The sequence below is a fragment of the Streptomyces sp. NPDC050418 genome (assembly GCF_044458745.1).
In the GTDB taxonomy this organism is placed as follows: Bacteria; Actinomycetota; Actinomycetes; order Streptomycetales; family Streptomycetaceae; genus Streptomyces.
The window spans coordinates 198,427-210,892 of sequence record NZ_JBITIG010000001.1 but is presented as its reverse complement, the minus strand read 5'-3'; the positions used below and the strand labels follow the sequence as shown (position 1 = coordinate 210,892).

At 71.3% G+C, this 12,466-nt stretch carries 11 protein-coding genes; 2 read left to right on the top strand and 9 right to left on the bottom strand.

Annotated features, from left to right (window positions below; all coding sequences use genetic code 11):
* Positions 1–63 precede the first annotated feature (63 nt).
* Entirely contained in the window at positions 64–597 is a 534-nt protein-coding gene (locus ACIBI4_RS00985) for an ATP-binding protein (RefSeq protein WP_399201371.1), read from the bottom strand.
* Positions 598–825: 228 nt separating this feature from the next.
* Positions 826–1,155, bottom strand: coding sequence for a hypothetical protein (locus tag ACIBI4_RS00980; RefSeq protein ID WP_399201370.1), 330 nt, complete (start codon positions 1,153–1,155; stop codon positions 826–828).
* A gap of 293 nt (positions 1,156–1,448) precedes the next feature.
* Here ACIBI4_RS00980 and ACIBI4_RS00975 point away from each other — a divergent pair, with 293 nt between their 5' ends.
* Positions 1,449–2,546, top strand: coding sequence for a PLP-dependent cysteine synthase family protein (locus ACIBI4_RS00975; RefSeq protein ID WP_399201987.1), 1,098 nt, complete (start codon positions 1,449–1,451; stop codon positions 2,544–2,546).
* Between the two features lie 54 nt (positions 2,547–2,600).
* On the opposite strand, the gene ACIBI4_RS00970 is transcribed toward ACIBI4_RS00975, so the two are convergent.
* The 4 genes from ACIBI4_RS00970 to ACIBI4_RS00955 form a co-directional block, all read right to left on the bottom strand.
* Complete coding sequence (locus tag ACIBI4_RS00970; RefSeq protein WP_399201369.1) at positions 2,601–3,152, bottom strand: YciI family protein; 552 nt, start codon at positions 3,150–3,152, stop codon at positions 2,601–2,603.
* Positions 3,153–3,635, bottom strand: a complete 483-nt coding sequence (locus tag ACIBI4_RS00965; protein WP_399201368.1) for an SRPBCC family protein — start codon at positions 3,633–3,635, stop codon at positions 3,153–3,155.
* Positions 3,636–3,929: 294 nt separating this feature from the next.
* Positions 3,930–4,703, bottom strand: coding sequence for a MerR family transcriptional regulator (locus tag ACIBI4_RS00960; RefSeq protein ID WP_399201367.1), 774 nt, complete (start codon positions 4,701–4,703; stop codon positions 3,930–3,932).
* 115 nt (positions 4,704–4,818) lie between these two features.
* Positions 4,819–5,658: a DeoR/GlpR family DNA-binding transcription regulator gene (locus ACIBI4_RS00955; protein WP_399201366.1), complete on the bottom strand. Its 840-nt coding sequence runs from the start codon at positions 5,656–5,658 to the stop codon at positions 4,819–4,821.
* 246 nt (positions 5,659–5,904) lie between these two features.
* Here ACIBI4_RS00955 and ACIBI4_RS00950 point away from each other — a divergent pair, with 246 nt between their 5' ends.
* Entirely contained in the window at positions 5,905–8,265 is a 2,361-nt protein-coding gene (locus ACIBI4_RS00950; protein ID WP_399201364.1) for a hypothetical protein, read from the top strand.
* Positions 8,266–8,281: 16 nt separating this feature from the next.
* Here the strand turns inward: ACIBI4_RS00950 and ACIBI4_RS00945 are convergent, their stop codons facing one another.
* The 3 genes from ACIBI4_RS00945 to ACIBI4_RS00935 form a co-directional block, all read right to left on the bottom strand.
* On the bottom strand, positions 8,282–10,675 hold the full coding sequence (locus ACIBI4_RS00945) for a right-handed parallel beta-helix repeat-containing protein (RefSeq protein ID WP_399201363.1): 2,394 nt from the start codon (positions 10,673–10,675) through the stop codon (positions 8,282–8,284).
* A 161-nt stretch (positions 10,676–10,836) separates the two neighbouring features.
* Positions 10,837–11,442 (bottom strand): hypothetical protein, encoded by a 606-nt coding sequence (locus ACIBI4_RS00940; protein WP_399201362.1) that lies wholly within the window; start codon positions 11,440–11,442, stop codon positions 10,837–10,839.
* A 162-nt stretch (positions 11,443–11,604) separates the two neighbouring features.
* Entirely contained in the window at positions 11,605–12,426 is an 822-nt protein-coding gene (locus ACIBI4_RS00935; RefSeq protein WP_399201361.1) for an MOSC domain-containing protein, read from the bottom strand.
* Positions 12,427–12,466: the final 40 nt, after the last annotated feature.

Here is a 12,466-nt window from a genome sequence, read left to right as displayed (position 1 = left end):
ATGGGTGGGGCACCCGGACGCAAAGGGCACCCCACCCCGTACAAAACGTGGATCACCGCCCGGTCAGCCCACCACGGCCGACCGGGCGGGAGTCTCCGGGGCCAGGGAAGGCTCCGTGGTGAGGTACTGGGACAGGCCGCCCGGTACCTCGGTGAAGGGCATGGTGCTGTGCTTGGGGTGGGCCGGGAGCGCCACCGCGGGGGACGGCGCCGGGAGGGTGAACCAGACCGTCTTGCCCGACGGGCCCTCCGGCCGCACACCCCAGCTCTCGCTGACGGCCGCGACCATCGCGAGTCCGCGCCCGCACGTGTCCAGCGGGTCGGCCGCGTGGACCTCCGGTATGCGGGGGTCGTGGTCGTGCACGGAGACCGTGAGCCGGTCGAGGAGCAGCTCGATCTCGACGGTGCACATCTTGTCCGGCTGGGCATGCCGGTGGACGTTGGTGAGGAGCTCGGTCACGCCGAGCGCTGCACGGTCGATCAGCGGATCGAGGTGCCAGTGGCGCAGATGCGCCGAGACGATTCTGCGGACTTGCCCGATCCGCGACGGCAGGGCTTGGAGCTCCACCGTGCAGTGCCTGCTTGGCTGGCTGATCACGGTTGCGACTCCCCGAATTGAGGCGAGGAATGACGGCAAACGGATCCGGGGCGTACCCCGGATGTGTCCCACAGTGACTGCCTGCTGGGCGGTGCTGGGTCGCAGCGTGACCGCCGTTGAACCCTGAGTAGTGAGGTGCGTCCAGCGTGACTCAGGGGGATCGGCTGTGCAACTTGCGTGACATACGGCCAGGTCGCAGCGGGGTGGCAGACCCGTGCGGAACGCGTCTCAGGCGCGCCGGAAGCGGCCTGTCGCCTGCCGTACGGCCTCGATGAACCGGCCGGCCGCGGGCGGCCCCGACTCTCCCGGAGCCGGGTCGAGTTCACCGAGCGTGAGCGAGTACCGCGTCCCGTTCACCGTGGCGAGCGCCTTGTCCTCGGGGACGTACCAGGGCCGCACCGCGCTGACCTGCGTGAGCGGCGCGCTGTCGATCTCGCGCCCGTAGCTCGTCAGGAGTTCGAGCCGCCCGTCGGCGATCCGTATCTGACCCGCCCTCGTCAGTGAGCGCAGCCGCCGGCCGATCCGTACGCCCGTGGCCCTGAACTCGGTTTCCGCCATGGCTTCTCGCCCCCAAGCTGTTCGCACCCGCCGTGCTGGCAGTCTGCCCGCGATACGGCTCGGACACCAGTGCCCGTCAGGACGTCGTACGCGCCTGCGCCGGTTGCGTGCACGAGCCGTGCGAACTGAGCGCCCCAAGGGTCGCTTTGGGCTTCCCAAAGCGATGTTTCTGCAGGTGAGAAGCGTGCGTCTGATGTCTATGCTGGAGCCGCACGCATGATGTGCACAGGGAATTGGCCAGGCAAGGGAGCGGCGCGGTGAGCACGGCACAGAAGCCTCAGACCCCAGCGGTGATGTCCACCGTCGACGTGGACCGCAGCGACCTCGCGTACCGGCAGTGGCTGAAAGAAGCGGTGCGCAAGGTGCAGGCGGACGCCAACCGGTCCGCGGACACGCACCTGTTGCGCTTCCCGCTGCCCGAGCAGTGGGGCATCGACCTGTACCTCAAGGACGAGTCGACGCACCCCACGGGAAGCCTCAAGCACCGCCTGGCCCGTTCGCTGTTCCTGTACGGCCTGTGCAATGGCTGGATCCGCCCCGGCGCCCCCGTGATCGAGGCGTCGAGCGGCTCGACGGCCGTCTCCGAGGCGTACTTCGCGAAGCTGATCGGTGTGCCCTTCATCGCGGTGATGCCGCGTACGACCAGTGCCGAGAAGTGCCGCCTGATCGAATTCCACGGAGGTCAGTGCCACTTCGTGGACGACTCGCGCGCCATGTACGAGGAGGCCGCCGCCCTCGCGGTGCGCAGCGGCGGCCACTACATGGACCAGTTCACGTACGCGGAGCGCGCCACCGACTGGCGCGGCAACAACAACATCGCCGAATCGATCTACCAGCAGCTGCGGTTGGAGCGCTATCCGGATCCGGCGTGGATCGTGGCGACGGCGGGGACCGGCGGCACCTCCGCCACCATCGCGCGCTATGTGCACTACATGCAGCACGACACCCGGATCTGCGTTCCGGACCCGGAGAACTCCTGCTTCTTCGACGGCTGGGTCAACGACGACCCCGGCTGTACGAGCGACTGCGGCTCGCGTATCGAGGGCATCGGCCGTCCCCGGATGGAGCCGAGCTTCGTGCCGGGCGCCATCGACCGCATGATGAAGGTCCCGGACGCGGCCAGTGTCGCGGCCGTACGGGCCCTCGAGTCGGCGATCGGCCGCAAGGCGGGCGGATCCACCGGTACGGGCCTGTGGAGCGCGCTGAAGATCATCGCGGAGATGGTCGCGAACGGTGAGAAGGGCAGCGTCGTGACGCTGATCTGCGACCCCGGCGACCGCTACCTCGACAAGTACTACTCGGACGCCTGGCTTGCCGAACAGGGTCTGGACATCGGCCCGTACAGCGAGGCGATCGAGTCCTTCCTGGCGACCGGGGTGTGGCCCGCCTGACACCGCGGGCCCAGGTCGGCCCGCCTGATCACCAGGCGGGCTACACCCACTCCGCTAGTTCCGGCCGCCCCTGCACCACCGCCGCGCGCCGACCCGCGCACCCGCACCTGTGCCCAGCTGGTCGAGCAGCCCCTGTACATCGGCCTCCGCGAGGCTCCGTACCACCGCGACGCACCCCGTCGACAGCTCCGCCGCGTCATCGACGAGCAGCCCGGCGAACGCCAACAGCTCGTCGGACACGACGAGTTGAAGGTCGCGCCGTTCGTCCCGCGGCCGCGCGTCCCAGCGCGCGGTCACCAGGGTCATGTCCTGCTCGCGCGCGATCTCGCCGTGCCGCTCGACCACGATCCGGTCGACGGTGAACTCCCGGTAGAGGCCGCCCTTCCAGTACGGCTCCTCCGCCGCGAACCGCTCGGCGGCCGCCCGGTCGTCGGCCTCGACGATGTGCACACTGCCGGCGTGGTGCTCGCCGTCGTCGGACAGGAGCGGACCGCGCAGGACCAGGCTGTCGGTGAACCGGTCCATGTACGACCAGTGCTCTTCGGCCTGTTCGATCATCAGGTCCTCGGCGCCGGGGGCGTCCTCGGACTGCACATGGAAGAGCATCTACCGGGCCCGCTCCTTGGCCAGCAGCTTGTCCAGCGACTTGGCCGCCGAACGGAACGCCACCCCGAGGCCGGGTGCCGCCGCCTTGAAGAACAGCCGCAACGGCGCCGACGCGTCCACCGCGAACGTCCACTGGACACGGCAGCCCGTACCGGCCGGCGTGATCCGCCACTCCTCGACGAGGTGGCGCAGCCCGGGGGCGTTGGTCTCGTCGACCCGGTACGCGTACACCTCGTCCGGCTCCGACGCGAGGATCGTCTCCTCGAAGCGGATCCCGATCTGCAGCGCGACGGTCCGCCGGGCGCCGCCGTCGTGCGGGGTGGCCCGCTTGACCGCGCGGAACCACTTCGGGAGGCTCTCCACCTCCTGGGCTATCGCGCGGTACGCCTCGGCGGGCGTCGCGGCGATCTCGCGCGCGAAGACCAGCCGCACCGGCGCCGCCCCGAGAAAGTCGAGCCCGACGGGGCTCAGTCGGCGTGCCATGGGATCCCCCCAATTGGAAACAGCAGCTCACCGCCCGTGTCCGGGCCCGGTCACCATAGCTGAGGGGGTGTCAGCCCCGGAAGGCAGGTCCGGTGAAGGTCTCGCACCGTGGGACGGCGGGAAGCGGCAAGGGGTGCTTCGGCAGCGCCTAGATGATTGATTCCAAGGGGTCAGTGATCGTAGGCGGTCAGCGTCCGCATGATCGGACGTCCGGTTTGGTCGTTGTGTCAGATCGCGGCAGCGAGGGCGAGGATGCGCTGCAGAACGCGGACCATGACGCCGCCCGGGCTTGTGTCAGCGGGCTTGCCGTGCACGCTCCAGATAGGCGACCAGAGAGGCCATTTGGTCGGCTGTCCAGGGCAGGCGCCGGCTGATTTCGGCGCTGTTGCCCTGCCACATCTGCTGGGCCACGGCCTTGGTCTGCTCACCGGCGGCACCCTGGGCGTGGAATGCGGCACCGAGCTCCTCCCAGCGCCGGAGCAGGTCCTGCACCTGCGGATCGGTCACGGGGGTGTCGTCCTGGACATGGCCCAGGAGCTGCTCGACCAGGCCGGCCCAGCGGGTCTTGGCCTCCTCGATGGCCTCGGGGCCCAGTTCGGCCCTGCGTGCGGCCAGCTGGTCCTGCTGCTCCGGTGTGAATGAGGTCTCGAACACCGAGATCATCTCCAAGGTCGTCATGAACTGGTCCGGATCGGGCATCGACGCGTCATCGAGCTGCCTCAGCAGCCCGCCCAGCTGCTGCTCGAGTCGGTGAATGCGCATCGCCTGCTGCTTCAGCGCAGCCAGTTGAGTCGCCAGGAGCTCGCGCATCGTCAGCAGGTCATCTGACGAGCCGGCGAGTGCTTCAGCGACCTCCTCCAGTGAAAACCCGAGTGCGCGTAGTGCCCGCACTCGGTACAGCCGCCGCAAGTCGTCCTCGGTGTAGCGGCGGTGCCCCGACGCGGTGCGTTCGCTCGCGCTGAGCAGCCCGATCTCGTCGTAGTGGTACAGCGCACGTACCGTCGCCCCGCTGGCCTGTGCCAGCTCGCCGATGCTCCACCGACGTGCGGTGGCGTCTTTCCCGATCACGCCAACCACGCTAGGACCTCCCGCCACGGGAGGTTCAAGTGCCGCGAACGGGACACGCAGCACAACGCCGAACGGCCCCACCGCAGCGCCACCCCGACCCCTAGGAGTCAATCGCCTAGGCGTGCTCGGGCTTCTCCGCCGCGTCGCCCTGCCCCGCGACCACGACCCGTCGCACGCGGTCGGCGACCTCGTGCCGTACCTCGTCGGGCAGTCCGCCGTCGGTCACCCAGGTGTCGACCTGTTCCAGGCGTGCGAAGGAACTGAGGCCCACCGTGCCCCACTTGGTGTGGTCGGCGACGACCACCACGCGGCGGGCGGACTGCACCAGGCGCCGGTTGGTCTCGGCCTCGGCGAGGTTCGGTGTGGACAGGCCGGCCTCCAGTGATATGCCGTGCACACCGAGGAGCAGCAGGTCGAAGTGGAGTGTGCCGATTGCCTGGTCCGCGACCGGTCCGACGAGCGAGTCGGACGGTGTCCGGACGCCGCCGGTGAGGACGACCGTCGCGGCGCCCTGGCCGGTGCCGCCGCTGCGCTGCGCGGCATGGAAGACGTCGGCCACCCGCACGGAGTTGGTGACGACGGTCAGATCGGGCACGTCGAGCAGCCGGTGCGCCAGCGCGTAGGTGGTCGTGCCGCCGGACAGGGCGATGGCGCTGCCGGGTACGACGAGCTCGGCTGCGGCGCGCGCGATGTCCTCCTTGGCGTTGAGTTCGAGCCCCGACTTGGCCTCGAACCCCGGCTCGTGCGTGGACGCCTCGACCACCGGCACCGCACCGCCGTGCACCTTCTCCAGAACGCCCTGACGGGCCAGCGCGTCCAGGTCGCGGCGCACCGTCATGTCGGAGACGCCGAGCTTGCGGGTCAGTTCGTTGACCCGGACCCCGCCGCGCCGCCTGACCTCGTCGAGGATCAGGGCGCGGCGCTGCTCCGCGAGGAGGTTCTGGTTCTCGCTCACGCCCGCTCCCGTTCCTGCAGCCGTCATGCGCGCTGAATGCGGGGAAGGTCCCGACGCGCCGAAAGAGCCCTCATCTTTGCACGTGACACCGCTGTGCGGACCTTCCGGTCCAGGGTGTGCGGGCGGAACCGTACACCTGGGGGAGATTCGGTGACGAGGGGTGCACACGCGGTGCCCGGGGCGGGATCCTGATCAGTGCAGGCTCACAGGATGTACGAACGTGACTGACGGGGGAGCTGCTGACCGGTGCAGCGTGCCACGGCGGAGAAGACCGCTCTCGAACTGCTCGTCCACGGCGTCGGCGGCGCCACACCCGAGAAGATGCTCGGCGACCCGCGCACCGTCCGGGTCACCGGCGACGACACCGCCGCCGTCCACCGCCGCACCGATGACGCGGACGCCGAGCAACGCCCGGAGGACTACCGGGACAGACCCGTCCAGGAGGCCTACGTCTGGTCCGGCCTGACCTCCGGCAACGGCGCCCGCGCCCTGTGGCTGCTGCTCCTGCCGTTCATGGTCGCGAACCTGGCCCACTGGATGCGCCCGTCCACGCGCGGCCACCGGCGCACGATCCGGCTGTACGGAGCCCTGGTCCGCCTCACGGGTCTGACCCTGACCGTGCTCCTGGTCGCCGCGGCCTGCGAAGTGGCCCTCGACCTGACCGCCTGGCAGTGCGCGGGCACCGCCTCGTGCACCGAGGACCGCTCCTGGCTCGGGTTCCTCGCACCGTCCGGCGGCGGCTGGTGGAGCCAGCCCGGGCGGCGCCTCGCGCTCGCCGCGGCCGTCCCCGCCGCGCTCACCGGACTCCTCTGGTATCTGTCGCACCGCACCTGGAGCGCGTACGAGTCCGTGGAGCCGTATCCGCACCAGGAGGACGAGCGCCAGGACGACGAGCCGCATCGCAGCGCCCTGAGCCGCCCCGGCTTCTGGTACGGCCGCCGTTTCGTGGCCCGGCTGCGCGCCGCGCACACCGCCGCCGGACTGCTCACCGTCGCCGCCGCGGTCGCCACTTCGGCGGCCGAGCACGACCGCGGCAGCGGCGGTCCCGCGCTGCTCGACATCACCGGGCGGATCCTCGAAGGCGTCCTGGTCGTGGGCGGGGCCGTCGTGGTCCACGTGCTGTGCCGCCGCGGCCGCAAGGACCACACCGTCGACGACCACCGGGACCGTTTCGTCGTCACGGTGCTGCCGCTCGTCTGCCTCGGAGTCCTCGCGCTGTGCCTCGTGTACGCCGCGTGGGACCGCCCGGGCTGGACCTCCGCGGGCAGGCTCCCCGGCGACCAGACCTTCGGCGGCATCGCCCTGGTCCAGGGCCTGCTCGTGGTGGTGCTCGCCGTGGTCGCCCATGTCCTGTACCGCAGCGACCCGTTGGCGAGCACCGCGCTGCGCGGCCTCGGCGGCCCCTGTGTCGCGATGCTCGCGTGTGCGCTGGGCGGCGTGATGTCCGGCGGAGTGGCCCAGCGCGTCGGCGACTGGCTGGACCGCGGCGCCACCCCGGGCGACACCGGCGCCCCGCTGCCCGGACCGCCGGTCCTGCTCTCCTGGCAGGCCGCGGTGATCCCGCTGCTCCTGGCCGTCGTCGCGCTGCTCGCCCTGGTCCTGGGCATCCGCACGCTCGGACGCCGCCGCCTCGAACAAGGCCGGGTGGAACAGGAGTACAAGGGGGAGCGGCCCCATGAGCCGCGTACGAAGCGGATCGCCGGAGCCCGCGCGACCGCAGCGCTCACCGACCGCGCGCCCGTCCTCATCGGCTGCGTCGCGGCCATAACGCTGCTGCTCGGTGCGGGCGCCCTGGCCGGGGCGTGGGCGAGCGGCGAGGTGCCCGGGGTCGCCGCGGCCGGTGCGCCGCGGTTCGTCGGCGGCGCGGCCGAGACCGCTCAGGCGCTCGGCTCCTGGCTGATCGGCTTCGGTTTCATACTGTTCGTGACCTGGGGACGCCGCGCCTACCGCGACGCCTCGGCCCGGCGCACCATCGGCATCCTGTGGGACGTCGGCACGTTCTGGCCGCGCGCCGCCCACCCGTTCGCACCGCCCTGCTACGCGGAGCGTGCGGTACCGGACCTCACCTGGCGGATGGCGACCTGGACGCGGCAGACCGAGGGCCGCCTCATCATCTCCGGGCATTCGCAGGGCAGTGTCCTCGCGGCCGCCGCGGCCTGGCAGTTGAGCCCCGCGGTCCGCGGCCGCGTCGGCCTGCTCACCTACGGCTCCCCGCTGCAGCGGCTCTACGGACGCTGGTTCCCCGCACACTTCGGGCCCGCCGCGCTCACGGCGCTGCACCGCGACGTCGACTGCTGGCGCAACCTCCACCGGCCGACGGATCCGATCGGCGGCCCGATCGGACTGGAAGGGGAGTGCGGACCGGCCGTGGACCATCCGCCGCTCAAGGACCCCCTCGCGTACGGACGGACCGCGGCGCATCCGCTGCCCGCACCGATCCTCGGGCACTCCGACTACCAGGCCGACCCGGCCTTCGCGGTGGAACGCGAGGCGCTGCTGCGGCGCCTTCGCCCCGCCGAACTCTTGGTGGAGAACGGTCTGGGCGCGGTGCCGAGCCAGCCGGGGCCCGATTCCGAGGAGAGCCAGGGGAGTACGGGCCGCCCCTGACCCCGGTCGAGAGGGATCAGGGAAGCTCGGGCAGGTCTTCCGGGTACAGCAGGGTCAGGTCGTCCGTGCTGACCTCGTCGAGCTGGGCGACCCGGCCCGCGTGCCGCTCCAGCATGGACTCGAAGGTCTGGCGCGCGGTGCGCCCGTTGCCGAAGCCGGGCCCCTTGGGCAGCACGGTGAAGTACTTCACCAGTGCCTCACCCGTACCGGACGCGAGCCGGTACTCGTGCTCCTCGGCCTGCTGCTCGACGATGCTGAGCAATTCCTCGGGCGTGTAGTCGCCGAAGGTGATGGTGCGCGAGAAACGCGACGCCACACCGGGGTTGACGGACAGGAAGCGCTCCATCTCCGCCGTGTACCCCGCGACGATCACCACCACGGCCTCGCGGTGGTCCTCCATCAGCTTCACCAGCGTGTCGATCGCCTCGCGCCCGAAGTCGCGGCCCGAATCCTCGGGGGACAGGGCGTACGCCTCGTCGATGAAGAGGACACCGCCGCGCGCCTTCTCGAAGGCCTCCTGCGTACGGATCGCGGTGGAGCCGATGTGCTCGCCGACCAGGTCGACCCGGGACACCTCGACCAGATGCCCCTTGTCTAGGACACCGAGCGCGGCCAGGATCTCCCCGTACAGCCGCGCGACCGTCGTCTTGCCGGTGCCGGGGGAGCCCGTGAACACCAGATGCCGGCGCGCGGAGGCCGCCTTGAGACCGGCCTCCCTGCGCTTGCGGCCGACCTCGATCATGTCGGTCAGCGCCCGCACCTCGCGCTTGACGCTCTGCAGCCCGACGAGCTTGTCCAGCTCACCGAGGACCGCCTTCGACGTGCGCGTGGGCACCGGCGAGGGTTCCTGCTCGGTGGTGCGCTGACCGGGGATGGAGCCGAGCAGGCCCGCGGTCTGGGTCGCCGTCTGCACCACGGGCTCCGGGGTGCTCGGCCGCACCCCGGCGCTCTCGTCGCTGCTGCAGTCCTCGACCTGCGGCCCGTCCTCCGGGAACTCGAAGCCGCCGCGCGCGCACCGCTCGGTGCGGCACTTGCGCAGCGTCGTACGGCAGCCGTCGAGGACATGGAAGCCGTAGCCGCCGCTGCCCGTGACGCGGCAGCCGTGGAACGAACCGCGGCCCTCGGCCGACACATAGAAGCCGGCCTCGGCGGGCGAGGTGACCGTGCAGCGCTCGATCGTCGGATCGGCGCCCTTGGTGACGATCACCCCGGTCTGCGCGGCGTCGATGGTGCAGCCGTTCAGCGTGCCGCCGCTGCCGTGATCACGGAACCATGCGCCGGTGGCCGCCTCGCGGATCCGGCAGTCGTCGAGCTGCGCGGTGGCGCCGTCGCTCACCGACACGGCGGTGTTGCGGACCTGCGAGAGATCCGAGTCGACCACGTCCGCGCGCGAGCCGCGGTCGAGCACGAACAGCGCGTCCGGCACGTCATGGACGCGGCACGCGTCGAGCACCGCCGTCGCACCGTCGCTCACCCAGACCGCCGGATAGTCGCCGGTGCTGTCGTGGATCTCGCACTGGTTGGCGTCCACGCGGGTGCCCGGGTCCCACACCGACAGTCCGTTGCGGCCGAAACGGCTCACCGTGGAGCGGGTCAGCGTGAGCACGGAACGGGAGCGCAGATCCACCGCGTTCTCGGGGATGTCGTGCAGCCGGCAGTCGGCGAGCGTGAGGACCGCGTCCGTGTCGAGGGTGACGCCGTCGGCGGTGGTGCGGTGCACATCGCAGTCGGTGAGGTGCGCCGTGGCCCGCGAAGTGACCTGCACCCCGGAGCCCTTGATCTCGTACACCTCGCAACCCAGCGCCTCCAGCGCCGAGTTCTCCCCGGTGACGCTCAGGCCGGCGCCCGAGGCGTGGTGCACCCGGCAGCGTTCGAGCCGGGGGTGCGCACCGCCGCGCACCGCCACGCCCATCTGGCCCGCCGCGACGACCTCGCACTCCTCGAAGACCCCGCCGCCCCCGTCGAGTACGGCGATCCCGATCCCGGCCGGATTGTCGACGGTGCAGCGCCGTACGGTCGGCCGGGCGCCGCCGCGCACTTCGAAGCCGCTGGCGGAGCGCGTGACGATCCTTACGTCGGCGAACTGCGGCGCACCGTCCTCGACGAGCAGCGCGGGCGCCGCCGCGTCCTGCCCCTCGATCTGCAGATCCTGGACGACGGCCGAGGCGCGGACGGTCAGCGCCACTCCGTCCGCGGGTGCGAGCCGCACCGAGCCGGGGGAGCCCTCGGGGCCGCGCAGGGTGATCGCGCGCTGCACCACGAGGTTCTCGCGGTACGTGCCGGGGGCCACGGTCAGTACGTCGCCGTCGCCCGCCGCTTCGAGTGCGGCGGCGAGGGAGGCGTACTCGCCGGTGCGGCGCCGCCACCTCGACGTGCCGGTGTGCGTCACCTGGACCGTGCCCTGAGCCATGGCGCTGCTTAGCCCCCACCTCTGCGTTTTTGTCGCGTCTGACGCACCACCGTAGCGTGCGCGGGCGGGCCGTATTGACCGGTCGGCCAGGTCGTGACGGTGAGGGGGAACACCCGCCGGGTGAGGTGGGAGGGGTTCGCGGAGTTACCGTACCGATCGCCTCAACTTCCGGTCCCGGTACGCCCCCAGTCGGGTCCGGCCTGCGCCCACTCGGTGTCCCAGCGGGCGTAGCGCCGGCGCAGCATCGACCAGACGGTGAGGCGCCGCAGGCCCTCGATCAGGGCGACGGTCGCGGCCGCCGCGCCGATGCCCGCGAGACCCGCGTGCAGTCCGGCCGTGCCCGATGCCATGGGCCGGGCGACGGGGTCGCCGTCGTCGTCCACCCACAACGTGAACGAGTCGCCGGGGCGCGGGTGCGTCATGCCGCTGGGCACGGTGTCGTGGTGCCAACTCCCGTCCGGGCCCTGCCAGTCGGCGAGCACCCGGGCGCTGCGGTCGCGCTCGCTGGAGGTCTCGGGATCGGGGTCGATACGGGGCCGGCCGGAAATTTTGTCTACCGTCGCCTGTACACGATGCCGGGAGTCATGCTGCACTTGTACCGCCCGATGGAGCGCGGCGCTGCTCGCCGCTCCGACGGCGGCTCCGGCCACCGGGGCGAGGACGAGCATCGCCAGCAGAGCGGACAGAGCCACCCACGCCTCAAGGAGGTCGGTCGCGCGGCGCAGCGGATTGCCCCGCCAACGCCACAATCCCGTGATCGTTCGCATGACTGCGCACCCCTTCCGTGTCCGCGGTGACGGCACGGCACGGTCCAAGCACTTCCCTCTGCCCACGATTGTTCCCCGTAATCCGGCGGATTCCCAGGTGCCGGCGGCGGTTGCCGCGTCACACCCGGGTCCACCGTGCCCTCTGTGCTGGTGGGACACCCCCTAGTCGAGCAGTCGCACCGGATCGCCGACGCGGATCGTTCCGAGGGTCTCCGGGATCAGGTTCTGCCCGAACACCAGCTGGTCGCCGAAGCGGCGATGACGTGCGAGAGATCGCAGCGGCTCCTTGCCGCGCTGGGCCGTGACCTGGTCGGTGGTCGTCACGACGCAGCGGCCGCAGGGCCGTGCGACCCGGAACACCGCCTCGCCGATCGCGAGCCGCTTGAAGTCGTCCTCGGCCCAGGGCGCCGTGCCCTCGATGACGACGTTCGGGCGGAAACGATTCATCGGCAGCGGGCCCTCGTCGGCGTAATCGCCCTGGGCGATGAGCGAGTTGAGGGCGTCGAGCGAGGAGCGCGTGGTGAGGAGCAGCGGATAGCCGTCGGCGAAGGACACGGTCTCGCCGGGCTGCGCGTACTCCGGGTCGATGGGCCGCCGCGAGCCGGGCTCGTCGAGATGCACAAGACGCACCTCGGTCTCCAGGTACGCGCTGAACCAGGCGTGCGCCTCGGTGGCGGCGGGCGCGACCTCGACCTTGTCGTCGAAGACCTTGACCGTCACGGTCTCCCCGGCCTCGGGCACCTCGATCTGCAGCGCGGCACGGCCGGGGGCGGTCACCCGCAGCCCTTGCGGCGCCAACTCGACATGGACCAGGGCGAGTTGGGTGTGTTCGCGCTGGGTCACCTGGCGCCCGTTGGCGTCCACGAGCATCCAGCGCCGGTCCCCGGCCAGCCCCCAGGGCTCCACGACGGCTTCGGGCGGCGCGAAACCTCGCGCCGCCTTCAAGGGATGGAGATGGATCGAATGCAATATCGGGGTCGGCATACGGCCCATCCTGCCAGCACACGCCTCGTCCCCCGCAGCC

Coding starts and splice junctions, on each gene's coding strand:
- ACIBI4_RS00980 (WP_399201370.1), bottom strand. CDS start 1,155: ATGGCGGAAACCGAGTTCAGGGCCACGGGCGTACGGATCGGCCGGCGG.
- ACIBI4_RS00975 (WP_399201987.1), top strand. CDS start 1,449: ATGTCCACCGTCGACGTGGACCGCAGCGACCTCGCGTACCGGCAGTGG.
- ACIBI4_RS00970 (WP_399201369.1), bottom strand. CDS start 3,152: ATGCTCTTCCATGTGCAGTCCGAGGACGCCCCCGGCGCCGAGGACCTG.
- ACIBI4_RS00965 (WP_399201368.1), bottom strand. CDS start 3,635: ATGGCACGCCGACTGAGCCCCGTCGGGCTCGACTTTCTCGGGGCGGCG.
- ACIBI4_RS00945 (WP_399201363.1), bottom strand. CDS start 10,675: ATGGCTCAGGGCACGGTCCAGGTGACGCACACCGGCACGTCGAGGTGG.
- ACIBI4_RS00940 (WP_399201362.1), bottom strand. CDS start 11,442: ATGCGAACGATCACGGGATTGTGGCGTTGGCGGGGCAATCCGCTGCGC.
- ACIBI4_RS00935 (WP_399201361.1), bottom strand. CDS start 12,426: ATGCCGACCCCGATATTGCATTCGATCCATCTCCATCCCTTGAAGGCG.